23 protein-coding genes are annotated in these 23,646 nt (G+C 73.1%); 11 read left to right on the top strand and 12 right to left on the bottom strand.

The window, feature by feature from the left end; all coding sequences use genetic code 11:
* Positions 1 to 185 precede the first annotated feature (185 nt).
* From ACZ45E_RS30975 to ACZ45E_RS30955, 5 genes are read left to right on the top strand one after another with little or no spacing between them, the layout of a single operon-like run.
* Positions 186 to 3,077: a sensor histidine kinase gene (locus ACZ45E_RS30975; RefSeq protein WP_468227004.1), complete on the top strand. Its 2,892-nt coding sequence runs from the start codon at positions 186 to 188 to the stop codon at positions 3,075 to 3,077.
* Positions 3,074 to 3,565 carry a roadblock/LC7 domain-containing protein gene (locus ACZ45E_RS30970; RefSeq protein WP_468226956.1) on the top strand — a complete coding sequence of 164 codons (492 nt, stop codon included), beginning with the start codon at positions 3,074 to 3,076 and terminating at the stop codon, positions 3,563 to 3,565. The genes ACZ45E_RS30975 and ACZ45E_RS30970 overlap by 4 nt, the downstream gene beginning before the upstream one ends.
* Positions 3,562 to 3,966: a DUF742 domain-containing protein gene (locus tag ACZ45E_RS30965; RefSeq protein ID WP_468226954.1), complete on the top strand. Its 405-nt coding sequence runs from the start codon at positions 3,562 to 3,564 to the stop codon at positions 3,964 to 3,966. Before ACZ45E_RS30970 ends, ACZ45E_RS30965 begins: the two co-directional genes overlap by 4 nt.
* Positions 3,947 to 4,576: a GTP-binding protein gene (locus tag ACZ45E_RS30960; protein WP_468226951.1), complete on the top strand. Its 630-nt coding sequence runs from the start codon at positions 3,947 to 3,949 to the stop codon at positions 4,574 to 4,576. The genes ACZ45E_RS30965 and ACZ45E_RS30960 overlap by 20 nt, the downstream gene beginning before the upstream one ends.
* A 48-nt stretch (positions 4,577 to 4,624) precedes the next feature.
* Positions 4,625 to 5,875, top strand: a complete 1,251-nt coding sequence (locus tag ACZ45E_RS30955; RefSeq protein ID WP_468226948.1) for a styrene monooxygenase/indole monooxygenase family protein — start codon at positions 4,625 to 4,627, stop codon at positions 5,873 to 5,875.
* A gap of 18 nt (positions 5,876 to 5,893) precedes the next feature.
* On the opposite strand, the gene ACZ45E_RS30950 is transcribed toward ACZ45E_RS30955, so the two are convergent.
* From ACZ45E_RS30950 to ACZ45E_RS30935, 4 genes are all read right to left on the bottom strand, one after another.
* Entirely contained in the window at positions 5,894 to 7,030 is a 1,137-nt protein-coding gene (locus ACZ45E_RS30950) for a C40 family peptidase (protein ID WP_468226946.1), read from the bottom strand.
* A 109-nt stretch (positions 7,031 to 7,139) separates the two neighbouring features.
* Positions 7,140 to 7,412 (bottom strand): hypothetical protein, encoded by a 273-nt coding sequence (locus tag ACZ45E_RS30945; RefSeq protein WP_468226943.1) that lies wholly within the window; start codon positions 7,410 to 7,412, stop codon positions 7,140 to 7,142.
* Between the two features lie 46 nt (positions 7,413 to 7,458).
* Positions 7,459 to 8,184 (bottom strand): TetR/AcrR family transcriptional regulator, encoded by a 726-nt coding sequence (locus ACZ45E_RS30940; protein WP_468226941.1) that lies wholly within the window; start codon positions 8,182 to 8,184, stop codon positions 7,459 to 7,461.
* Between the two features lie 33 nt (positions 8,185 to 8,217).
* A complete protein-coding gene (locus tag ACZ45E_RS30935; protein WP_468226938.1) occupies positions 8,218 to 9,156 on the bottom strand; it encodes an AurF N-oxygenase family protein in 939 nt (312 codons plus the stop codon).
* Positions 9,157 to 9,297: 141 nt separating this feature from the next.
* On the opposite strand from ACZ45E_RS30935, the gene ACZ45E_RS30930 reads away from it, so the two are divergent.
* A complete protein-coding gene (locus ACZ45E_RS30930; RefSeq protein ID WP_468226936.1) occupies positions 9,298 to 10,404 on the top strand; it encodes a ferritin-like domain-containing protein in 1,107 nt (368 codons plus the stop codon).
* A gap of 31 nt (positions 10,405 to 10,435) precedes the next feature.
* On the opposite strand, the gene ACZ45E_RS30925 is transcribed toward ACZ45E_RS30930, so the two are convergent.
* The 5 genes from ACZ45E_RS30925 to ACZ45E_RS30905 form a co-directional block, all read right to left on the bottom strand.
* Positions 10,436 to 11,908 (bottom strand): penicillin-binding transpeptidase domain-containing protein, encoded by a 1,473-nt coding sequence (locus ACZ45E_RS30925; RefSeq protein ID WP_468226933.1) that lies wholly within the window; start codon positions 11,906 to 11,908, stop codon positions 10,436 to 10,438.
* Positions 11,905 to 13,302: an FtsW/RodA/SpoVE family cell cycle protein gene (locus ACZ45E_RS30920; RefSeq protein ID WP_468226931.1), complete on the bottom strand. Its 1,398-nt coding sequence runs from the start codon at positions 13,300 to 13,302 to the stop codon at positions 11,905 to 11,907. The genes ACZ45E_RS30925 and ACZ45E_RS30920 overlap by 4 nt, the downstream gene beginning before the upstream one ends.
* 40 nt (positions 13,303 to 13,342) lie before the next feature.
* A complete protein-coding gene (locus ACZ45E_RS30915) occupies positions 13,343 to 13,699 on the bottom strand; it encodes an SH3 domain-containing protein (RefSeq protein ID WP_468226930.1) in 357 nt (118 codons plus the stop codon).
* 126 nt (positions 13,700 to 13,825) lie between these two features.
* A complete protein-coding gene (locus ACZ45E_RS30910; RefSeq protein WP_468226928.1) occupies positions 13,826 to 15,085 on the bottom strand; it encodes an ATP-binding protein in 1,260 nt (419 codons plus the stop codon).
* Entirely contained in the window at positions 15,082 to 15,876 is a 795-nt protein-coding gene (locus ACZ45E_RS30905; protein ID WP_468226926.1) for a hypothetical protein, read from the bottom strand. Before ACZ45E_RS30905 ends, ACZ45E_RS30910 begins: the two co-directional genes overlap by 4 nt.
* A gap of 147 nt (positions 15,877 to 16,023) precedes the next feature.
* On the opposite strand from ACZ45E_RS30905, the gene ACZ45E_RS30900 reads away from it, so the two are divergent.
* Positions 16,024 to 16,827 (top strand): NERD domain-containing protein, encoded by an 804-nt coding sequence (locus ACZ45E_RS30900; RefSeq protein WP_468226924.1) that lies wholly within the window; start codon positions 16,024 to 16,026, stop codon positions 16,825 to 16,827.
* Between the two features lie 10 nt (positions 16,828 to 16,837).
* Here ACZ45E_RS30900 and ligD read toward each other — a convergent pair whose 3' ends face one another.
* A complete protein-coding gene (gene ligD / locus ACZ45E_RS30895; protein WP_468226922.1) occupies positions 16,838 to 17,728 on the bottom strand; it encodes a non-homologous end-joining DNA ligase in 891 nt (296 codons plus the stop codon).
* 106 nt (positions 17,729 to 17,834) lie between these two features.
* Between ligD and ku the strand changes: the two genes are divergently transcribed.
* Complete coding sequence (gene ku, locus ACZ45E_RS30890; protein ID WP_468226919.1) at positions 17,835 to 19,016, top strand: non-homologous end joining protein Ku; 1,182 nt, start codon at positions 17,835 to 17,837, stop codon at positions 19,014 to 19,016.
* Between the two features lie 71 nt (positions 19,017 to 19,087).
* Here the strand turns inward: ku and ACZ45E_RS30885 are convergent, their stop codons facing one another.
* Together ACZ45E_RS30885 and ACZ45E_RS30880 are read right to left on the bottom strand one after the other, a co-directional pair.
* A complete protein-coding gene (locus ACZ45E_RS30885; protein ID WP_468226917.1) occupies positions 19,088 to 19,756 on the bottom strand; it encodes a TetR/AcrR family transcriptional regulator in 669 nt (222 codons plus the stop codon).
* Between the two features lie 25 nt (positions 19,757 to 19,781).
* Entirely contained in the window at positions 19,782 to 20,759 is a 978-nt protein-coding gene (locus ACZ45E_RS30880) for an ACP S-malonyltransferase (protein WP_468226915.1), read from the bottom strand.
* A gap of 239 nt (positions 20,760 to 20,998) precedes the next feature.
* Here ACZ45E_RS30880 and ACZ45E_RS30875 point away from each other — a divergent pair, with 239 nt between their 5' ends.
* The 3 genes from ACZ45E_RS30875 to ACZ45E_RS30865 are packed head-to-tail and all read left to right on the top strand — an operon-like array spanning position 20,999 to position 23,611.
* Positions 20,999 to 21,283: an acyl carrier protein gene (locus ACZ45E_RS30875; RefSeq protein ID WP_468226913.1), complete on the top strand. Its 285-nt coding sequence runs from the start codon at positions 20,999 to 21,001 to the stop codon at positions 21,281 to 21,283.
* Positions 21,276 to 22,505 (top strand): beta-ketoacyl-[acyl-carrier-protein] synthase family protein, encoded by a 1,230-nt coding sequence (locus ACZ45E_RS30870; protein WP_468226911.1) that lies wholly within the window; start codon positions 21,276 to 21,278, stop codon positions 22,503 to 22,505. The genes ACZ45E_RS30875 and ACZ45E_RS30870 overlap by 8 nt, the downstream gene beginning before the upstream one ends.
* On the top strand, positions 22,502 to 23,611 hold the full coding sequence (locus ACZ45E_RS30865; RefSeq protein ID WP_468226909.1) for a beta-ketoacyl synthase N-terminal-like domain-containing protein: 1,110 nt from the start codon (positions 22,502 to 22,504) through the stop codon (positions 23,609 to 23,611). The genes ACZ45E_RS30870 and ACZ45E_RS30865 overlap by 4 nt, the downstream gene beginning before the upstream one ends.
* Positions 23,612 to 23,646 lie beyond the last annotated feature (35 nt).

Below are 23,646 nucleotides of genomic sequence, written 5' to 3'. Positions count from 1 at the left end.
GAACCCCGCCGCAGGCATCTCCGACCGGAATCCCGTCGCAGGCCGCCCCGGGTGGAAGCGCCCCGCGATCGGCCCCCGCCGGGAGCGCGTCCCAGCCCGCCTCCGCCACGAACACCCCGCAGTCGACCCCGGTGGGCAGCGCCCCGCAGCCGGTCCCGGGTGGGAGCACCCCGCAGTCGACCCCGGTGGGCAGCGCCCCGCAGCCCGTCCCGGGCGAGGGCGCCCCGCAACCCGCCCCCGCGGGCAGCGCCGCGCAGGCGGCTCCCGCGCGGAGTGGTGGTCCGGCGGCGCCCGCCGGGAAGGGGAAGCGGGCCCGGGTGCGGAACCGGCTGATCGTGGCCGTGGCCGTCGTGGCCGCCGCCATCGTCGGGGCCGGGGCCCCCACCGTCATGGCCGCCTCGGAGCGGGTCGGGGAGTCCCAGGGGCTCGTCGACGACGCACGCAGGACCCAGCTGGCCCTCACCCTCTCGCACGCCCTCGCCGACGAGCGCGACGAGGTCAGCGCCTACATCGCCGCCGGCCGCCCCAAGGGGCAGAGGCCGACCGAGGAGCGCAGCGCCCGCGTCGACCGTCAGGTGGACGAACTGCGCGCCGACGCCACCGGCTCCCTGCGGCGCACCGTCGACGACATCGCCACCGTCCGGCGCACCGCCCTCACCGGCAAGGGCTCCGCCCTGGAGGCGCACACCGCCTACTCCAAGGCCGTCACGGAGCTGCACCGGCTCGCCGAGGAGCTGGCCGACGCGATGCCGCCCCGCGCGGGCTCCGGCGCACACGCCCTCGCCGACCTCGACCGCGCCGTCGACCAGGCGTCCGCCGCCCGCGGGCTGCTCCTCGCCGCGTACGCCGTGCCGGAGCCGGCGTCCACCACGACCACCATCGACCCCGTCACCGGGCTGCCGAGGACCGTCGGGAGCGAGGACACCCCCGAGGGGAAGCGGCGCGCCGAGCTCAGCGCCGCCGCCCAGCAGGCCCGGGTGCGCGAGCAGGCCGCCCTGGACGACTTCCGCGACTCCGCCCCGGCCGCGTCCGTCTCCGCGTACGACTCCACCGTCACCGGGCCCGACGTCACGAAGGCCGACACGTACCTGACCCGGCTCACCGACGCGCCGACGCTCTCCGACGACGAGCTGGCCTACGACAGCAAGAGCGTCGACGCCGCGCTGACCGCCCGGATCGACTCGATGCGGGGCGCCGAGTCCGCGCTCGGGGACCAGCGCGTCAAGAGCCTGGAGCGGCTGCGCGACGACGACGTCAGCGACCTGGAGCTCCGGATCGCGCTGGTCGGCGTCTGCCTCCTCGCGGCCGTCGGCGTCACCATGGGCGCGGCCCGTTCGCTGACCCGGCCGCTCGCCGCGCTCCGCATCGGGTCCGCCCGGGTCGCCGACTCCCCGGCCACCGAGGAGCCCGTCAAGTTCACCGGCCGCAACGACGAGTTCGCCCAGGTCGTCCGCTCGGTCAACGCCCTGCACGCGCACGCCGTCGCCCTCCAGGAGCGGCAGGGCACCCTGGAGTCCGACCGCAAGCACCTCGTCGGCGAGCGGCAGCGCATGGCCGACGACCGCGACGCGCTCCGCGCCGAACTGGCGGACGCGAGCGAGCGGTTGGAGCGGGTGCGGAACTCGATACACGGCACGTTCGTCAATCTCGCCCTGCGCACGCTCGGGCTCGTCGAGCGGCAGCTCGGGGTGATCGAGGGCCTGGAGGACCGCGAGCAGGACCCCGAGCGGCTCGCCACGCTCTTCAAGCTCGACCACTTCGCGACCGTCATGCGGCGCCACAGCGAGAACCTGCTCGTCCTCGCCGGCGCCGAGCACGGTCAGCAGCACGCCGGTTCGGTGCCGCTCGTCGACGTCCTGCGCGCCGCCGTCTCGGAGATCGAGCGCTACGAGCGGGTCCGGATCGCCGCGCTGCCGCCGCACGCCCACATCGCCGGGTTCGCCGCCGACGACCTCAGCCACCTCGTGGCCGAACTCCTGGAGAACGCCACGTCGTTCTCGCCGCCGGACGCCGCCGTCGAGGTCTCCGCCTGGCTCCTGGAGAACGGCGAGGTCATGCTCTCCGTCCAGGACGAGGGCATCGGCGTGGCCGAGGACCGGATGCGGGAGCTGAACGGCCGCCTCTCCGCCTTCTCCGCCGAGCAGACCCACGACCCGGAGGACGCCGAGGGGCTCGGCCTCGGCCTGTACGTCGTCGCGCGGCTCGCGGCGCGGCACGGGGTGCGGGTCCGCCTGAGGGAGCAGAAGCAGGGGGGTGTCGCCGCCGTCGTCGTGCTGCCCACCACGCTGCTCGCCGCCGTGCCCGCCGTGGCGGCGCCGCCGCCGGTGCCGGTGCCGGGCGGAGCGCCCGCCGTGCACCTGCCGGGCTCCGAGGCGGAGGCCAACTCCAACGTCCTCGACGGCCGTTCGGCGGACCAGGCCTCCGTGGCCGAGGGTGAGGCCACCACGCCGGACCCGGACGCGCCGGACGCCCCGGACCCGCTGATCGAGGCCGCCGAACGGGCCGTACGTGAAGCGGAAGCCGAAGCCGAAGCCGAAGCGGAAGCCGAAGCTCAAGCGGAGGCCGGGGCCCAGGCCGTGCCCGAGCCGGCGCCCGGACCCGGCCCCCAGCCCGGACCCGCGCCCGCGCCCCATGCGCGGACCGAGTCCGAGTCCGAGACCACCATGGAGCTCATCGCCCCGCCGCCGCCCGCCGCCCCCGGCCCGGCCGCGAGCCCCGCCGAACAGCAGAGCCGCGAACAGCCGAGCCGCGAACAGCCGAGCGGCGAGCGCGAGATAGCGGAGCCCGCCGCCGACGTCCCGGCGCAGCGCGCCCCGCAGTGGGAGCGGGTCACCGACAAGGGCCTGCCCAAGCGGACCCCCAGGGTGGCCGCGCCCGCCGCCGCCCCGAAGCCCCGCACCGGCTCCGTCGACGCGGACGCGCTGCGCCGCAGGCTCGGCGGCTTCCACAGCGGCGCCCAGCAGGGCAGGCGTGACGTGGAGGCGGAGCTCGGGGACGGAACGGCCCCGACCAGGGCCGGGGTCCAGGAACGTATCGGAGAAGCCAAGGGGGACACAGCCGAGGAGGCAAGCAGTTGACTGCGCCCACCCCTGCACTCAACAACCGCGCGCTCAGCACCGAAGCACGCAATCTGCACTGGCTGCTGACCAATCTCGTGGAGGAGGTGCCAGGGCTCCTCTCCGTCGCGGTCGTCTCGTCCGACGGGCTGCTCCTGCTCTCCTCCGACCCCGGGAGGAACACCGAGGCCCCCGTCGACCGCAGCGGCGGGCCCAAGGGCTCCAGCGCCGACCTGGCCACCATCGTGTCCGGCGTCGGCAGCCTCACCATCGGCGCCGCCAAACTCATGGACGGCGGGGCCGTCAAGCAGACCGTGGTCGCGATGGAGGAGGGCAGCCTCTTCGTCATGGCCATCAGCGACGGCTCACTGCTGGGCGTGCACGCCACCCCGGACTGCGACATGAGCGTCGTCGCCTACCACATGGCGCTCTTCGTGGGCCGGGCCGGGCACGTCCTGACGCCCGAACTCCGCAGCGAGCTGCGCCAGTCGATGGAGAGCGCCCGGTGACCAGTCCCAAACTCCCCGTACGCGGCGGCGACCGCAAAGCCGCCCGCGTACGCCCCTACTCCCTGACCGGCGGCCGCACCCGCTTCGGGCACGTCCTGCTCGTCGAGACGTTCATCGCGAGCACGGCCGCGATCGAGGGCCCCGACGAGCGGCTGGAAATAGGGAAAGGGACGCTCGCGGGCGTCATGCCCGAGATGCGGGCCATCGTCGAGCTCTGCCGCCGCATGCGCACGGTCGCCGAGATCGCCGCGCTCCTCAAGATGCCCCTGGGCGTGGTCCGCGTCCTGCTGAGCGACCTCGCCGACCAGGGAAAGATCCGCGTGTACGGAACCGGCCACGGCCCGGGACAGCCGGACCGCGCGCTGCTGGAAAGGGTGCTGAGTGGACTCCGCCGTCTCTGAGCTCCTCGCCGGACTCCCCGGCGAGGAGGAGCAGCTTCAGGCCTGGCAGACGGACCGGACCCGGGCCCCCGTCGCCACGAAGATCGTGGTGGCGGGCGGCTTCGGTGTCGGCAAGACGACGCTGGTCACCGCCGTGTCGGAGATCCAGCCCCTCCAGACGGAGGCGCTGATGACCCAGGCGAGCGAGGAGACCGACGACCTCACCGCGACGCCGGAGAAGACGACCACGACCGTCGCGATGGACTTCGGCCGCATCACGCTCGACGACGACCTGGTCCTGTACCTGTTCGGCACGCCGGGCCAGCAGCGGTTCTGGTTCATGTGGGACGACCTGGTGCGCGGCGCGATCGGCGCGGTCGTCCTCGCCGACACCCGCCGGCTGCCCGACTGCTTCCCGGCCCTCGACTACTTCGAGAGCTGCGGGCTGCCGTACGTCGTGGCCGTCAACCACTTCGACGGGTCCGAGGAGTTCGAGGCGGCGGACGTGCGCGAGGCGCTGACGGTGCCGCCGCACGTACCCGTGCTGATCATGGACGCGCGCCGCCGGATATCGGCGATCGAGACGCTGCTCGCCCTGGTCGGCCACGCCCTGGACGCCGCTCCCGAATAGCTCCCCTGTCCGTACGCCACTTTTCCGTTATCAGTTAGAGGCAGCCGTATGTCGCGGAAGATACTCGTCGTCGGGGCCGGCCAGTCCGGCCTCCAGCTCGCCCTGGGGCTCCAGTCCCACGGCTACGAGGTCACCCTGATGTCCAACCGCACCGCCGACGAGATCCGCTCCGGGCGGGTCATGTCGACGCAGTGCATGTTCCACACCGCGCTCCAGCACGAGCGTGACCTCCAGCTCAACTTCTGGGAGTCGCAGGCCCCGCGGATCGAGGGTGTCGGCGTCTCCGTCGCCGCCCCCGGCTCCTTCGACCCGGGGCCCTCCCAGCGCGCCATCGACTGGGTGGGCAAGCTCGACGGCTTCGCCCAATCCGTCGACCAGCGCGTGAAGATGGCCGGCTGGATGGAGACGTTCGCCCAGCGCGGCGGCCAGCTCGTCATCCACGGCGCGGCCGTCTCCGACCTGGACTACTTCTCGCGCACGTACGACCTCGTGCTGGTCTCCGCGGGCAAGGGCGAACTGGTCTCGATGTTCGGCCGGGACGCGTCCCGCTCCCCGTACAGCGAGCCGCAGCGCGCCCTCGCCGTCGCCTACGTGCACGGGGTCGGGGTGCGTCCCGAGCACCCGGACTTCGACGCGGTCCGCTGCAACCTTGTACCCGGCGTCGGTGAGCTGTTCATCATGCCCACGCTGACGACGTCCGGCCGCGCGGACATCCTCTTCTGGGAGGGGGTCCCCGGCGGCCCGCTCGACGCCTTCAAGGGCGTCAAGGACCCCTCCGAGCACCTGGCGCTGACGCTGGAGCTGATGGAGAAGTTCGTGCCCTGGGAGTACGCGCGCGCCACCAAGGTCGAACTGACCGACGCCAACGGCACCCTCGCCGGCCGCTACGCCCCCACCGTGCGCAACCCGATCGGCCGCCTCCCCGGCGGCGGCGCGGTCCTCGGCGTCGCCGACGTGGTCGTCGCCAACGACCCGATCACCGGACAGGGCTCCAACTCGGCGTCCAAGTGCGCGGCCTCCTACCTCGCCTCCATCGTCGAGCACGGCGACAGGCCGTTCGACGAGGAGTGGATGCGGTCGGCGTTCGACCGGTACTGGAACACCGCCCAGCACGTCACCAAGTGGACCAACGCCATGCTCGGCCCCCCGCCGGAGCACGTCCTCGGCCTGATCGGCGCGGCCGGACAGCTCCAGCCGGCCGCCGACCGCTTCGCGAACGGGTTCGACAACCCGGCCGACTTCGAGAACTTCTTCTACGAGCCGGAGAAGACGACCGCCTACCTGGCCTCGATCAGCTAGACGCTCGAAGGCAGGCTCTCAGGGCGCGGGGCTGTCGTACCCCGCGTCACCGCCCGACATCGCCCCGCGCGGCAGCGACGGCGGCCGGTACCCGGTCATCGGCTTGTTCTCCGGGTCCGGCCGCACCGCCCCGAGCACCGGGTTCGCGGCGATCGGCGACACCTTCACCCGTGCGCCGGGCCGCGGCGCCTGCACCACCTTCCCGGCACCGAGGTACAGCGCGACGTGCGTGGCCTTGGGGAAGTACACGACGAGGTCGCCGGGGCGCAACCGGGAGAGCGGCACGCGCGGCAGCCGGGCCCACTGCTGCTGCGACGTCCGCGGGATCTTGCGGCCCGCGTGCGCCCACGCCTGCGAGGTGAGCCCGGAGCAGTCGAAGGAGCCCGGCCCCTCAGCGCCCCACACGTACGGCTTCCCGATCTGCCGCAGGGCGTACGAGAGCGCCGCGTCGCCCGCCTTGGACGGCGCCCTGGCGGCCGTACCGAGCGCCCCCGACGTGACGAGCGCCCGCTGCGCGTCGGCCGTCCCGGACTCCTCCAGCCGGCCCACCTCGGCGAGCTGGCCCGGCGTGAGGGAGGCGAGCAGCTCCTCGACGTCCCCGAGCCGCGTCCGCACGGCGTCCCGTTCCTCCTTCCGCTCCGCGGCGAGTTGCTGCTGCTCGTCGAGGGCGGCCCGCGCCTTCGTGGCCAGGCCATCCGCCTTCCGTTCGTCGCCGGCCAGCCGGTCGAGGGTGGCCTTGCGCTCCGTGGCGGCCCGCCGGACGACGTGGCCCTGGTCGAGCGCGTGCTGCGGGTCACGGGCCAGCAGCAGCCGCACGTACGGGGAGATCTCGCTGCGCCCCTGGTACTGCTCCCGTGCGAGGCGCCCGGCCGCCTGCCGGCTGCTGTGCAGCGAGCCGCGCGCCGCCGCCAGCTTCTCGGCGAGGGACTCCGCCTCCGTACGGCGCTGTTCGAGCTCCTCCTCGGTCGCGTTGTACGCCTCGGTGGCCTCCTCGGCCTGCCGGTACAGCGCCTGAAGCTCCGTCAGCAGTTCGGCAACGGACTGCTCGCCGCCGGGTCCTGGCTCCGGTTCCGCCGCCGCGCCCGCCGGGCCCGGGGCCGCCATCACCCCCGCGACGGCGGCCGCGCACACCCATCGCACCAGCCTGCCTGACACCTCATCACCTCCGGTGCGGGCCAGCCTCCGTGTCCCGCACCGTGAAACATGCTCAGACCGCACCCGTGCCCACGCGGCGGACTGCGCGGTTCGGCCCAATCAGCCGCCCTTACGAGTCACGTTTCCTCGGCCAGGGCCACCGGAGGCCCCGCTCGGCCTTCCCGTCCGGCGCGAACACGTACCGCCACTTCTGCACGAGCCGCACCGCCTTCCCGTCGACCACGGGTTCGCGTACGTACACGAGGACGGTGTCGGGCCCGCCGTCCGCGTCCGGCACGGGCACCTTGTAGACCTTGGGCGGATTGCCGGTGGCGGTCACGAGGACGGGCAGGGACCGTCCGTCGAGGGGGCCGCCCTCAAAGGGGATGTCTTCGCTCTTCACGTCACCAGTGTCAGGTGTCGGCCGCCGCCCGCGGCACGTGCCGGGCTCACAGCAGGTGCGCCGCGTCGCTCACCACCGGCAGCACCCGGTGCGCCAGCTCGCCCACCGGGCCTTCCGGGCTCTCCAGGGCGAGGGCGTCGCGGACGACCCCGGCCGTCTGCGGGTCGCGGCTCGCCGTCGCCGTCAGGACCGCCATGAACTGGTCGACCAGGCCGTCGCGCAGCTCGCCGAGCGGCGGCTGCTTCCCCTCGTCCAGCCAGATCAGCGACGCCGCCTCGACCGCCGTGATCCACATGCGGACGGTCATCCGCAGCCGCGGGCCCGGTACCGGCGCCGAGAGGTGGCTGAGGATGTGCACGGCGGCGGCGCGGCGGACCCCGTCCACGATCGCCGTCGTCCGCGAGGTCTCCACGACGCTGCCGCCCTGGAGCAGCGCCGCGAAGCCCATGTCGTGCTGGTCGACGAAGGCCAGGTAGCGGTCGAGCGCGCGGGCGAGCCGGGCCGTCAGCGGACCCGCGGCCGGCTCGGCGAAGCACTGCTCCAGCACGTCGGCGGCGGACCGGAGCGCGGCCTCGTACAACTGCTGCTTGCCGCCCGGGAAGTAGCGGTAGACCAGGGGCCGGGAGACCCCGGCGGCCTCCGCCACGTCGTCGAGCGAGACCTCCTCGGGGGCCCGGTGCGCGAACAGCGACAGCGCCGCTTCGAGCAGCTGCGCGCGCCGCTCCCCGACGCTGAGCCGTTTGTAGGCGGGCGTACCGGTTGCCGAGGTCATGGCGCGAGCGTAGCCGTCACCCCGCCGTCTCCGTCAGGCCAGAAGACCGGACGACTTCCACATCCGGCGGCCCACGCCGCGCAGCACGCCGATGTCGTCCAGGAAGTCCGTGAGCCGCTTCGCGCCGGTCTGCATGATCTCCCGGCGGTGGCCGCTCGCCCTGACCTGCGCCACGGCCTGCCTCTGGTCGAGCCCCACGTTCGCATAGACCCCGGGGTTGATGAAGGCGTCCGAGAAGACGCGGGCGAACTCGCCCGAGGTGAGGCGCGTGAACTCCTGCGACCAGCGCGGCGCCGTCACCATCTGGCGCCGCAGCTCCTCACGGGCGTACCGGACGTGGCGCGCCTCCTCGACGACGTGGATGCGGGTCACACCGCGCACGAGGCTCTGCACCCGCTCGTCCGGGAAGGTGAGCCGCTGCATCCAGTCGAGGATCTCCTCGCCGAGCAGTGTGGCCGTGAACGAACCCGGGGTCGTGGAGATCGTCTTGAAGAGGCGGCCCAGCGTGTGGTGGACGGGCGCCACCGGATAGTGCGGGGTCCCGCCGCGTGTGATGAGCCGCGCGAACATCTTCGAGTGCCGGCACTCGTCCTCTATCTCGGTGAGGGCGTACCGGACGTGGGCGCTCGTCGCCGCCTTGTCGTAGACGTGCCGGACGAGCAGCTGCATCAGGATCAGTTCGAACCAGATGCCGAGCGAGGCGAGCGCCGCCGCCTCGTGGCGGGAGAGGTCGATCCGCTGCTCCTCGCTCATCCGGTCCCACAGCGGGGTACCGTACAGGGAGACGAGCTCCGGCGGCCAGAACCACTTGCCCTCCTCGAAGGGGGCTTCCCAGTCCAGCTCCTTGTCCGGGTCGAAGGAGTGCTTGGCGGAGGAGTCGAGCAGCCGCTCGGCCACCTGCTCGCGGTCCTTGAGCAGACCGAGAGCGTCACGCAGCCCTTCCACCGCGTCGGCGTCCGTCATGGTCGTCATCGCTGACTCCCCATCCCTGTTCTCGGAGTTACCAGCAGTCACCACTGTGCTTCTCCTTATGAGACTGCGCGTCAGCAAGGGCGTCAATCCCTCGTGCGCGACTTGTTGACCCCGCGTCTATCACCGTGTGAGCCTGCCGGTATGTCGACGCATGAGCTGTACACCAGGGCCCCGGACGAGCCCAACTGGTCGGTACCGTCGACCGGTTCGGCCCGCTTCAGCTGGGATTACGACGACGGGCGCGACCGGCTGCTCGCCCTCTACCAAAAGGGCAAGGACAAGCAGTGGGACGGCGCCAAACGCATCGACTGGGAGCTGGAGGTCGACCCGTACGACCCCCTCGGCACCCCGGACGAAGCGATGTCCCTGTACGGCACGCCCCACTGGGCGAAGATGACGGAGAAGGACAAGGGCGAGCTGCGCAAGCACTACGCCTCCTGGCAGTTCAGCCAGTTCCTGCACGGGGAGCAGGGCGCCATGGTGTGCGCGGCGCGCATCGTCGAGTCCGTTCCCGACCTCGACGCCAAGCTCTACTCGGCGACGCAGACCATGGACGAGGCGCGGCACGCCGAGATCTACGGCCGCTTCCTCCACGAGAAGATCGGGATGCTCTACCCGATCAACGACAACCTGCAGTCCCTGCTCGGTGACACGCTCCGCGACTCCCGCTGGGACATGCCCTACCTCGGCATGCAGGTCCTCATCGAGGGCCTCGCCCTCGCCGCGTTCGGCATGATCCGCGACACCACCGACAAGCCGCTGCCCAAGCAGATCCTCGCCTACGTCATGCAGGACGAGGCCCGCCATGTCGCCTTCGGGCGGATGGCGCTGCGCGACTACTACAAGCAGCTCAGCGACGCCGAACTGCGCGAGCGCGAGGAGTTCGTCATCGAGGGCTGCTACCTGATGCGCGACCGGCTGCGCGGCGTCGAGGTCCTGGAGGACTTCGGCATCCCGAAGGCGCAGGCCGACGAGTACACGGAGCAGTCCGAATTCCTCGCGCTGTTCCGGCAGTTGCTGTTCTCCCGGATCGTGCCGTGCGTCAAGGACATCGGCCTGTGGGGCAAGCGCCTCCAGCAGGCCTACCTCGACATGGGCGTCTTCGAGATGGGCGACTCCAACCTCGACCTGCTGATGACCCAGGACGAGGAGATAGCCGAGAAGCTGGACGCGGAGCGCTTCGCGGCGGAGGAGCACGACCGGGTCGCGGAGGTGCAGGCCGCGATCAGCGCGGGCGCACAGGACTGAGGGGGCCGCGGGGCCGTGCCCCCGCTCCGCGTCAGCGCTCCGCGGAGTCGAGCACGGCCCGCATCACCGATCTGGCGATCGGTGCCGCGCTGCCGCCGCCGCTGATGTCCGCCCGGTCCGCCGCCGCGTCCTCCACCACCACGGCCACCGCCACCTGCGGCGCGGACGCGGTGTCGGCCCGGGCGTAGGAGAGGAACCAGGCGTACGGGACGCCTTCGTTGTGCACGCCGTTCTGCGCGGTGCCGGTCTTGCCGCCCACCGTCGCCCCGGCGATCCGCGCGTTCGTGCCGGTGCCGCGCTCCACGACGTCGACCATCATCCGCTGCAACTCGGTAGCTGTGTAAGGCGACATGACCTGCTTGTAGGTCTTGCCGGCGGTGGTGGAGACGGTGGATCCGTCGCCGGCCGTGGTCCGCTCCACCAGGTGCGGGGACATCAGCACGCCGCCGTTGGCGACGGCCGCCGAGACCATCGCCATCTGCAACGGCGTGGCCGCCGTGTCGTACTGGCCGATGGCGGAGAGCGCGAGCTGCGCCTTGTTCATACCGGTGTCGAAGTTGGACACGGCGGCGGTCATCGGGATCTTGATGCCGCCGTCGTTGAAGCCGAACTTCTCCGCCATCCTGACCATGCCCGAAAGGCCCACCCGCACCCCGAGGTTGGCGAACACGGTGTTGCAGGAGACCCGCAGCGCGTACTCCAGGCTCGCGTTCTCGCAGGCGTCGGAGGAGGACTCGTTCATCAGCCGGGTGGTCGTGCCGGGCAGCGTGTACGGCGACGGGGTGTCGGTCCTGGTGCCGGTACCTGCGACGACCTCGTCCTCCAGCACGGCCGCGGCCGTGACCACCTTGAACGTCGAACCCGGCGGATACGTCTGCCGGAGCGCCCGGTTGAGCATCGGCTGGTCGGGGTCGGCGTTCAGCCTCGACCACGCGCGGGTCGTCGCCGCACCGGTGCCCGCGATGGACTGCGGGTCGTACGACGGCGTCGAGACGAGCGCCAGGATCTTCCCGCTCGACGGCTCGATCGCCGCGACCGCGCCCTTCTTGCCGCCGAGCCCCGCGTACGCGGCCTGCTGCGCCGCGGCGTCGATGGTGGTCTCCGCGTGCCCGCCGGGCTCCTGGGAGCGGGAGATCTCGTTCCAGAACGGGATCGGAGCGAGCATCGGGTCGGTGCCGGAGAGGAGGCCGTCCTCGGCGTTCTCGACGAACGTCGTGCCGTAGGTCTGTGAGGCGTATCCGGTGACGGGCGCGTAGAGCGGGCCGTTCTTGTAGGTGCGCTCGTAGCGCAGCGACTCCCCGGTGTCCCGCGAGCCGGTGACCGGTCTGCCCCGCACGAGGATGTCGCCGCGCGGCTGGCTGTAACGGGCGATGGTGGAACGGCGGTCGGCCGCGTTGTCGCCGAGGGAACCGGCCTGGAAGACCTGGACGCGGGCCGCGTTGAGGAGCAGCGCGACCAGCAGGAGCAGGCAGAAGGCCGAGGCGTGCCGGATGTACCTGGTCACGCGGCGGCCCCCGCGGTGTCCACGTCGCTGAGGGGCTTGCCGGGGCCGTCGCGGGGTCCGGCGGGCGGCAGGCCGCCCCGTGCCCGGTCGCTGACCCGGACGAGGATCGCGACGATGATCCAGTTGGTGACGAGGGAGGAGCCGCCCTGTGCGAGGAACGGCATCGCCATGCCGGTCAGCGGGATGAGCCCCATCACGCCGCCCGCGATGACGAAGACCTGGAGCGCGACGATCGAGGCGAGACCGATGGCCAGGAGGCGCCCGAAGGGGTCGCGCAGGGCGAGGCCCGCACGGTAGCCGCGCTCCACGAGCAGGGCGTAGAGCAGGAAGATCGCGGTCAGCCCGGCCAGGCCGAGTTCCTCGCCCGCCGTCGCCAGGATGAAGTCGGACTTGGCGGCGAAGCCGATGAGGACCGAGTGGCCGAGGCCGAGCCCGGTGCCGAGCATGCCGCCCGCCGCGAACGCGAACAGCGACTGGGCGAGCTGGCTCGCGCCGTCCCCCGCGTCGACCGAGGCGAAGGGGTGCAGCCAGTCCTCGACGCGGCCGTGCACATGCGGCTCGAAGGAGGCCACGACGAACGCGCCCGCCGAGGCGAGCAGCAGACCGATCGCGATCCAGCTGGCGCGGCCCGTGGCCACGTACAGCATCACGATGAACAGGCCGAAGAAGAGCAGCGACGTGCCGAGGTCGGTCTCCAGGACCAGGACCAGGACGCTGATCAGCCAGATCGCGAGGATCGGCGCGAAGACCCGCATCGTGGGCAGTTGCAGCTTCCAGAGCTTCTTGCCGGTGTATCGCAGGGCGTTGCGGTTGGCCGCGAGGTAACTGGCGAAGAAGATCGCGAGCAGGATCTTGGCGAACTCGCCGGGCTGGATGGAGAAACCGCCGATCCTGATCCAGATCCGGGCGCCGTTCACCGCCGGGAAGAAGATCGGCAGGATCATCAGGACCAGAGCCGCGACGACACAGAGGTACGCGTACCGCTGGAGCACCCGGTGATCGCGCAGGAAGAGGACGAACCCGATGAACAGGCCCACGCCGAGCGTCGACCAGACCAGCTGGGTGGGGGCCGCCTCGTCGCGGGGGGTCGACAGGTCGAGGCGGTAGATGAGGACCAGGCCGAGGCCGTTGAGGAGCACCGCGATGGGCAGCAGCAGCGGGTCCGCGTACGGGGCGCGGACGCGGACGGCGACGTGGGCGAGGAGCGCGAGCACACCGAGCCCGGCGCCGTAACCGGCGGCGCCGGGCGGGACGGAGCCGTCCCTGGCGAGCCCGACCGCGCAGTACCCGTAGACGCTGAAGAGGACGGCCAGGACGATCAGGGCGAGTTCGGTCCCCGGGCGCCGGCGGACACGCACGGCGGGGACCGAAGGGGGCGCGGTCGGGGCTGTCATGGCGGGAAAGTAGCAAGCCGGCCCGTGATATCCGCTTATGTCAGCACCAGCGGGGCGCGGCGCCGATGTTGTCGATGTACTTCGCCGAACCCCACGCCCAGGTGCCGTCGGTGAGCAGGTACCAGAGGCGGCTGCCGGCCACGTTGCCGCCGCTCGTCTTGCAGAAGATCCGGACGACGGCGCGGTAGGGCTCCGAGCGGACGACGCGGCCGCCGCGGGTGGGGGAGTCGCGCAGCAGCAGCCCGGACCTGGCGGTGACCCGGCCCTTGTAGACCGGCGCGCGGTCGCCCGCGCCGTCCGTGGAGCCGTCGGCGAGGGCGGGGGACGCGACGGCGGTCAGCGTCGCGAGGACGGCGACGGTCAGGCCGATGCGGGTGGTGACGGTCCGTGCGGACACGGCGGACCTCCTGGGGGGACGCGAGGACAGGGCCGTACGGGGGCGACGCCCTGCCTCACACCTAATGCGCCGCCCGGGGGATGCGCACGGCGGCGGGCGCCGCCAGGGTGAGCGGGGACCGCCGGATCAGCGGGCGGCTTCCGGGCCGGGCAGCGTCAGCGTCGCGAGGGCGCCACCGTCCGGCGCGTTGGCGAAGCGCAGGCGCGCGCCCAGGATCTCGGCCTGCCCGCACGCGATGGTCAGCCCGAGACCGTGGCCCTTCGCGCCGCCCTCGGTCCGGAACCGTTGCGGCCCGTGCTCCACCAGATAGTCCGGGTAGCCCTCGCCGTGGTCCCGCACCGTGATCACCGGGCCGTCCACCGTGAGCTCGACGGGCCCGGCGCCGTGCCGGTGCGCGTTGACCACGAGGTTGCCGAGGACGCGCTCCAGGCGGCGCCGGTCGGTCACCACGCACACGTCCCGGGCGACGACGACCACGGCCTCGGTGCCAGAGGCCCGCACCACCCGCTCCGCCACCGGACCCAGCCAGGTGGCGTCGAGGTCCACGCGCTCGCTGCGCGCGTCGAGCCGGGAGATCTCCAGCAGGTCCTCGGTGAGCGTGCGCAGCGCGGCGACCCGGTCGCGCACCAGCTCGGTCGGGCGGCCAGGCGGCAGCAGTTCCGCCGCGGCGTGCAGTCCGGTCAGCGGCGTACGCAGCTCATGGGCGACGTCGGCGGTGAAGCGCTGCTCGGCCAGGATCCGGGCCTGCGACGACGACGCCATGCTGTCGAGGGCGCCGGCCACCGCCGCGACCTCGTCCTGGTGCCGGCCCCGGTCCCTGGTCCGCGGATCGTTGACCCGGGCGTCCAGCTCACCCGCGCTGATCTTGCGGGCCACCCGGGCCGTCGTGTGCAGCCGCCGCGTCACCCGGGTCACCGCGAACACGCCGACCAGCAGCGTCGCGCCGATGGCCAGCGCGGAGGAGCCGAGGATCGCCCGGTCGAGGCCGTCGATGGTGCGGGCGCCCTGCGCGTAGTCGATCCGTACCGCGAGCGCCTTGCCGCCCTCGGCCGGGCCCGCCGCCCACATCGTGGGGCGCGCGTCGTGGCGGCCGACCATCGTGCCGCGCTCCCCGCGCACGGCGAGGGCACGCAGCGAGGCGGGCAGCCCCGGCGGATCGAGGGCGGCGCCCCGGCCCAGCCGGCCACCGGCCCGGAACGCCTCGGTCGCCTCGTCGAGCCGGTCCAGCGCCCGCTCCCGGGCCTCGCGCACCGTCTGATCGGTGACCGAGACGTGCACGAGGATGCCGAGCAGCGCGGCGAGCCCGCAGCAGATGACCGCAAGGAACGCGGCGGCCTTCCAGGTCAGCGACGCCGTCCAGGCGGGCAGCCGCGGCCGGCGCGTCACGACCCGCCCGCCGGCGAAGGAGACGACGGAGACGACGGGGACGACGTGGAGGAGGGGGACGACGCGGAAGGTGGGGCCGCGACCGGGGGAGAGGCGGAGGGGGACCGGGAGACCGGGCCGGACGGCGTCTCCGGCACCGGCGTCGTCGGCGGCCCGGTGCGCACGATCTCGTCGCGCGTCGGCAGCATCGCCCGCTGGTGACTGTCGTACGACCACGAGGTCCGGTACTCGTACCCCGACAGGTCGGCGACCGCCCGCACCACCACGCTGCGGTCGGCGAGCTGGACGCTGATGACCGCGTCCTCGTCGTCCATGATCTGGGTCAGCTTGCCGTCCGCGTACATGTAGACGCGGACCACGAGCTGGCCCTTCGGCGCGCGCACGGCGACGACCATGTCGTCCTTGCCGTTGCCCGTCAGGTCCGCGTAGTACGCGTCGAGGACCGGGCAGCCGGACCTCTTCGGACCCGGGTCGCCGCAGTCGGCCAGCCCCTTGGCGACGTCCTTGTACGTGTCCGGCTCCGCGGCGGCCTGGGCGCGGATCACGGCCACCGGGTTCACCTCGCGCAGGTCGCCGCCGGGCACCGCGACGCCCTTGACCACCTGCGTCTCGCCCGCCCCGTAGTCGTCGGCGGGCGCGGACGCGGGGGTCAGCGACGGCCACAGGTGGCGCGGGCCCACCGCCGTCGCGGCCGGGCCCGCGCCTTCGAGCCCGCCGCTGTCCCCACAGCCCGCGAGGAGCAGGGCGGCGGACACCGCGAGAGCCGAAAGACCGAGGCGCCTGGGCGTCACTGCACTCCTGCCGTACCGGGTGATGCTGTCGTCGAGCACACCTTATTGGGGGGCACGTCCTTTTTTGTCGACCTGCCGACTCCGGCGACCGCCGCCTTCTTGCCCTGCGGCGGCCTTGCTGCTCCCATGGTCAGGGGGTGATGGGGCATGAAAGGACTGCGCGTCATACCGACCTGGCGGCACGGTCAGGAGCGGCTCTACGTCTACGGGGAGGACGGCCGGAACGTCGCCTGGTACGACCGGGAGGCGGGCCGGGTCAATCTGCTCGCCGAGGCGTACCGGGAGGAGGTGCTCGACGCGCTGCGCCCGTTCATCGTGGGGCACGTCGCCGTCGGGCCGCCGCCGGTGCCCACCCCCGCCGAGCTGGCGAGACTCAGCCTCCACCCCGACGACGACCTCGCGCCGAACCGCCCCGGAGAGGCCCTCCTGATCGCCCTCGACCGCGATCCGGCGTCCCAGCGCAGGCTCCGCACTGATCCGCGGCGCCGGGCGCTGGCCGCGCAGCAACTGGTCGGCGGGGCGCTCGACGGGCTCGAAGGGGCGGGCTGGCGGGTCCTGCACTCGGTGCCGCTGCCCGGCGGGACGTACGTCCACCATCTGCTGATCGGGCCCGGGGGGCTGTTCGCGCTGCACGTGCTGCCCGCGCACCGGCAGCGGGTGCGGGTCGGCGATCCGATGGTCACGGCGGGGCGGGGCGAGCCGCAGCCGATGCTCCGCCGGGTGCGGTCCGAGGCGTCGCGGGCGTCGTTCGCGCTCACCGCCGAGGTGCGGGCCGGGCTCGTGGTGGTGGAACCGGCCGCACTGGACGTCCGGCTGCCGCCGCGGGACGTGACCCTGCTGACGGAGGCGGAGCTCCCCGGTCTTGCCAGGACCGGAGGTCTGCTGAAACCGGCGGACGTGGAGGCGCTGCACGCGATGGCCCGGGACCGGGGGACGTGGGCGCGGGTCTGACGCCTTCCGGTCACGGCAGCCGGCCGGCCCGGGCGGGCTCGGTCAGCGGGCCGAGCAGATCCCCGTGCCGCTGGAGCCGCGGCGCGATGTCGTCGGCCAGGAACACCAGGTCACCGGCGTCGCCGTGGTCCTGGCAGGCCGCGACCTCCGCCCAGGTCACCGGCGTCGACACGGTCGGCTCGGCGCGGGCGCGCAGCGTATAGGGGGCGGCCGTCGTCTTCGCGGCGGAGTTCTGGCTGTGGTCGACAAACACCTTGCCGGGGCGCAGGTTGCGCGCCATGCGGTGCACCACCAGGTGCGGCAGGGCCGCCTCCGCCTCCTGCGCGAGCGTCTTCGCGTAGGCGCTCGCCCGCTCGGACGGGACCGGGACCAGCGGGACAAGGAGGTGCAGGCCCTTGGAGCCGGAGGTCTTCGCGTACGCGTGGAGCCCGTCGGCCGAGAGGCGTTCGCGCAGCCAGAGCGCCACCTCGCAGCACTGGACGATGTCGGCCGGCTCCCCGGGGTCGAGGTCGAGGACGAGCCGGTCGGCCCGCGCGGGCGCGGCGGCCTGCCACTGCGGGGTGTGGAACTCCGTGACCAGGTTCGCCGCCCACATGAGCGTGGCCAGATCCTGGACGAGGATCTGCCGGGTGACGCCCTGGGAGCGCGGCACCTCCGCGGTCTTCACCCAGGCGGGTGTCCGCGGCGGCACGTTCTTCGCGAAGAAGCGCTGGCCGTCGGGCCCGTCGGGAAAGCGCAGGAACGACACCGGGCGGTCATGGAGATGCGGCAGCAGGGCGCCCGCCGCCGTCGCGTAGTAGTGCAGCAGCTCGCCCTTGGTGAAGCCGGTGGCCGGGTAGAGCACCTTCTCCAGATTGCTGAGCGGCAGCCGCCGCCCCTCCACTTCCGTGATGGGCGTCATACCGTCATACCGTAATACCCTGTCATTCCGGGTAAAAGCGGACGAATAATCCGACTGGACGCCTGAACGTCCGAACGTCCGAACGGTATGAGGAGGGAGGCCCCACGTGCGCTCCATCTGGAACGGCGCCATCTCCTTCGGCCTGGTCAGTATCCCGATCAAGCTGATCAACGCGACCGAGAACCACGGGGTCTCCTTCCGCCAGGTCCACCTGGAGGACGGCGGGCGCATCCGGTACCGCAAGGTGTGCGAGCTGGAGGACAAGGAAGTCGGGTCCGACGAGATCGGCAAGGGGTACGAGGACGCCGACGGGTCCGTCGTCCCGATCACCGAGGACGACCTCGCGGCGCTGCCCAGCCACACCGCCAAGACGATCGAGATCCTCGCCTTCGTGTCGGCGGACCGGATCGACCCGCTCCAGATGGACACCGCCTACTACCTCTCGGCCAACGGCGCCCATGCGGCCAAGCCCTACACGCTGCTGCGCGAGGCGCTCCGGCAGAGTCAGAAGGTGGCCGTCGCCAAGTTCGCGCTGCGCGGCCGGGAGCGGCTCGGGATGCTGCGCGTCGTCGACGACGTCATCGCGATGCACGGGCTGCTGTGGCCGGACGAGCTCCGCTCCCCGCAGGAGGTCGCCCCCGACACCCACGTCACGGTGCGGGACGCCGAACTCGATCTGGCGGACGCCCTGATGGACACGCTCGGCGAGGTCGACATGGACTCGCTGCACGACGACTACCGGGCCGCGGTGGAGGAGCTGATCGCGGCGAAGGTCTCCGGCGAGCCGACGCCGTCCCCGGCGCCGGACACCGGGGACGGCAAGGTCATCGACCTGATGGCGGCGCTGGAGAACAGCGTGCGGGCGGCGAAGGCGGCGCAGCGCGGCGGCGCGGAGGGGGACGTGGCCGAGGTGACCCATCTCGCCGGCCGGTCCCGCAAGAAGGCGGCCCCGAAGAAGAGGGCGGCGTCCGCCGGATCCGCGGCACCGAAGAAGTCGGGGTCGGCGAAGGGGAGTTCGGCCTCGGGTCCGGCTCCGAGCGCGGCGAAGGAGTCGGAACCCCCGGCTACGAGGAAGAAGGCGGCGTCCGCGAAGGAGCAGCCGCCGGCCTCGCCCAGGAAGGCCGCCGCCGGGAAGCCCGTAGCCAGGAAGTCCGCGGCCAGGAAGTCCACGACCGGGGGCTCTGTGGCCGGGAAGTCCACGGGCAGGGGGGCCTCTGCGAAGAAGACCGCCGCTGGCAAGAAGTCCACGGCCAAGAAGGCGTCCGCCCGGAAGAAGACGTCGGCCTGAGCGGCTGTCGGCGCCGACGGTGAAGCGTGTCCGGGGGCCGGCGGTCAGGCGTGTCCGGGCGCCGACACTGGTCAGGCATGTCCGGCGGTCGGCACCGGCTCCGGGTGAGCGGGGACGGGCCCGGCCGGTGTACGGGCCGGCGCGGAAGGGGGCCCGGGGCGCTGTTCCGCGGGCCGCTCGCAGGAGTCGGCGGCGGGGCCTGCGCCGACACGGCCCCCGGTGACAGGTCCGCCGACGAAAGCCCCGCCGGCCGGGTGGGCCGGGGCCCGGCCGCCCGTGGGCCGGAACATGTCCGCGGCCAGGCTTCGGGCCAGGCAGGCGCCGAGCGTCTCCCGGCTCAGTCCGGTCCGTGCGGCGAGCCCGTCCCACAGAGCCAGCCAGGCGGCGCGGAGCCGTCGGGCGTCCTCGGCGCGGGTCAACGCCGGTGCACAGGCGGCGAGTTGCAGCAGCAGCAAGGGGACCTCACGGCGTTGCGCGCCCAGCTGGACGCAGGCCCGGGTCGTGGCGTCGATCGCGGCGCGGCCGCGCAGCCCGTCGGTCGCGCGGCCCAGATGGTCGGCGAGGGCCGCGAAACAGTGGTCGGCCGCGGCCTCGAACAGGGCGCGCTTGTCCGGGAAGAGCCGGTACAGGTACGGCTGCGAGACGCCCACCCGGGCGGCGATGGCGGCGGTGGTCGCCCCATGGAACCCGGCCGCGGCGAACTCCGCGACGGCGGCCCGCACCACCTGCTCCCGCCGCACCACCTCCCTCCGCCGGCGTGGCGCGTCAGGCGACACGGCGGGTCGGCGTCGATGGCAGTGCGGTGGGGACGGCGGGCAGCTGGCCGGGTTCACCCACCGTCAGCCGGGAGACGCGCGGCGCGATCTTACGGGCGAGGCCGGTGAGCGTCCGGCCGGGGCCGATCTCCACGAACATGTCGCAGTGCAGCTCGTCGGCCATCACGCGCACCGACTCGGCCCAGCGCACGGGAGCCGTCAACTGCCGTTCGAGCAGGCCCTTCCAGTCGTGGTCGGAGCCGCGCAGCGGACGCGCGTCCACGTTCCCGACGACCGGCGCGAACCCGTGCAGGAACTCGGTGCGGGCCAGCGCCCGCGCGAACCCGCCGGCGGCCGGGGCCATCAGCGGGGTGTGGAAGGCGCCGCCCACCGGGATCGACACGACCCGGACCGCGCCCAGCTCCTCGGCGATCGCGGAGCAGCGGGCCACCGCGCCGGGCTCGCCCGAGACGACGGTCTGCTGCGGGGAGTTGAGGTTGGCGACCCACACCTGGCCGCCGTCCTCGTCCCGCACCGAACCGGCGGCCTTCTCCACCTCCTCGGCGGAGAGGCCGAGGACGACGGCCATGGTGCCCGGCGCCGCCGCGCACGCCTTGCGCATCGCCTCGCCGCGCGCCGCGACCAGCCGTACGCCGTCCTCGAAGCCGAGTACACCGGCCGCGACGAGGGCCGCGTACTCGCCGAGGCTGTGCCCCGCGCAGGCGGTCGGCCGGCCCGCCACGGGCAGCGCCTGCCGCAGCTCGGTGAGGATCACCATCTCCAGGACGAACGTGGCCAGTTGGGCGTTGTCCGTGCGCCGCAGGTACTGCTCGTCGGCGCGCAGCAGCAGGTCCACCACGTCGCGCCCCGACACCTCACTGGCCCGCTCCGCCAGGAACCAGCCGGGCCGGCCCGCCCAGGGCCGCCCCATTCCGGGCTGCTGCGCCCCCTGACCGGGGAACACCAATGCCAACCGGGGACCGTTCATATCGCCACCGACCTCTTCCGTCTCTGGTTCCGCGAATTCCCGTGAGGACGAGACTGACAGGGGTGTTTGGAAGCAGAATGGAGAGTGGATAAAAGCTTGTCCGGGCCTTCTGCCACTTATGGGGAAGGCCCCTTTCTCTTTCGCCGGACCGGTCTTGCCGGGCAGCTCCTGGCCCCTTTACGTTCCTCTGCGTCGAGTCCGCACCGGGCCGGGCCCGAAAAGCGATGAGAGGAACGCGCATGTCTCAGCAGACCGTGGCAGTGGGGATCGTGGCCGCCGACTACCAGGAGCAGGTGGCCCGCATCGTCGTCGAGGAACTCGAACTGGAGGAAGGCGAGCTCACCGACGACGGCCATTTCATCGAGGACTACGAGAGCGATTCGCTGTCGCTCATCACGGTGATCTCCCGAATAGAGAAGGAATTGGGAGTCGCCATTCCGAAGACGGAACTCGGCGAGCTGGTGAATCTGCGCCTGCTCGTCGACGCCGTGGTGCAGCACGCCGGGGAGCGCGCGGATGGCTGACTCCGCCGCGCGCGGGCGCCGCGTCGTCATCACCGGGCTCGGCGCGGTGTCGCCCGTCGGCATCGGCGCCGACGTCTTCGCCGCCGCCGTCCGGGCGGGCACCGGCGGCACCGCGCCCATCCAGAGCTTCGACGCGAGCGGCTTCCCGCGCCGCAAGGCCGGTGAGGTCCTCGACTTCGACCCGGCCGCCCACCTCAAGCGGCTCGACCCGGTGGCCTGGGGCCGCAGCGGGCTGCTCGCCGCGGCGGCCGCCCGGCTCGCCGTCGCCGACGCGGCGCTCGACGAGGAGCAGTTGGAGGCCGCGCGGGCGGGCTCCATCCTCGGCACGACCAGCGGCGAGTCCGCGGTCGTACAGGCGCTCGGTGAGCAGTGGCTGGCCGGCGGCCTCGACTCCCTCGACGGCGATCTGGCCGGCCGGTCGCCCGCCTCCCGCATCGCCAACGCGGTCAGCGCCGAACTGCGCCTCACCGGCGAGACACAGACCATCCCGACGGCCTGTTCCGCCTCCAACTACGCGCTGGGCTACGCCTACGACCTGGTCCGCAGCGGCGAGGCCGACGTGATGCTCGCGGGCGGCGCCGACGCCGTCAACCGCCTCACCCACGCCGGGTTCTACGCGCTCGGCGCGATGGCGGACGACGTGCCGACGCCCTTCGCCGCCGGCCGGACCGGCATCGTCACCGGGGAGGGCGGCGCCGTCCTCGTCCTGGAGACGTACGACAGCGCCGTCGCCCGCGGCGCCCGGATGTACGCCGAGATCCTCGGGTACGCGGCCAACTGCGACGCCGCGCACATGGTGCACCCGGACGCCACCTCCATCGCGGCCTGCATCAAGGCGGCGCACGAGGCGGCCGGTGTCGGGCCCGAGCGGATCGACTACATCTGCGCCCACGGCACCGGCACCCCCACCAACGACGCGACCGAGGTCGCCGCCGCCCGCGAGGTGTTCGGCGACCGCATCCCGCCCATCAGCTCCATCAAGTCGATGCTCGGGCACACCATGGGCGCCGCCTCCGGGTTCGGCGCGATCGCCTGCTGCAAGGCGCTGGAGCAGGACTTCCTGCCGCCCACCGCCAACGTCACCGAGCCCGATCCGGAGCTCGGCGAGGGCGTCGACTGCGTACCGGGCACCGGACGCCCCGCCCGCCTGGACATCGTGCAGAACCACGGGTTCGCGTTCGGCGGCAACAACGTCATCACCATCCTCGGGAGGGTCTCGTGACCACCGCGACCATGGCGGCGGCCCCCGTCGAACCGCTGTACGTCACCGGGGCCGGACTCGTCGGCGCCGCCGGCCACGGACTCGCCGCCCTGGCCGAAGTCCTGGACGGCACACGGGAGTTGCCGTTCGGGGCGACGGGGGACGACAGCGCCGACTACCCGCCCCGCCCGGTCCGCGCCGTGCACGGCTTCGACGTCAAGGCCCATCTGGGCCGCAAGGGCACGAAGTACCTGGACCGGCTGACCTCGTTCGGTCTCGTCGCCTGCAAGGAGGTACTGGAGGGACTTCAGGAGGCGGGCGGGGTGGTCGACGGCGCCCGCACCGGTGTCGTTCTCGCCACCAACACCGGCTCGGTGTCCACGCACACGGCCCTGCTGCACGAGACGCTCACCGCGGAGAAGCCCTACCTCATCAACCCGGGCCGCTTCCCGAACACGGTCATGAACAGCACGGCGGGCCAGGTCGCCATCCGCAACGGCCTGCGCGGCCTCAACGCCACCGTCGCCGGTGGCGCGAGCGCGTCCCTGCTCGCCTTCCGGCACGCCCGGCTCGCCCTCACGCTCGGCCGCGCCGACCGGCTGCTCGTCGGCGGCGTCGAGGAGCTGAGCGCCCCGGCGGCCTGGGCGTGGCACCGTACCGGCGTACTGCGCGAGGACGCGGCGCTCGGGGAGGGCGCCGCCGTCTTCACCCTCCAGCGCGACCGCCCCGCGGGGCCGGGCCGCGTACTGGCCGAACTCCTCGCGTGCGAGGTGCGGTTCACACCGGAGCCGCGGGCCTACGCGGACGGGCTCGCCGACGCGGTGACGCGGGCCCTCGGCCGCAGCGGGGTCGCGGCGTCCGAGGTCACGGCCGTGTCGCTCGGCTCGGGCCACCACCGCGGCCTCGCCCGGGTGGAGGAGCGGGCGGTGCGCGCGGCCCTCGGCGGCGAGCTGCCCGCGGAGGTGATCCGGGTCGCCGACGTGCTCGGCGAGACGTACAGCGCGAGCGGCGCCCTGCAACTGGCCGCGCTCCTCGCGCGCCGCCAGGACCCGGGCGGCATCGGCCTGGTGACGTCGGTGGGCCGGGACGGCAACGCCGCCGCCCTGGTCGTACGCCACCCCGCCTGACCCCGCCCGACCCCACACCGGCGCCCGCGGGACCC

The organism is Streptomyces sp. NPDC030991, from assembly GCF_055571235.1.
This window is presented reverse-complemented; position numbering and strand designations above follow the sequence as displayed.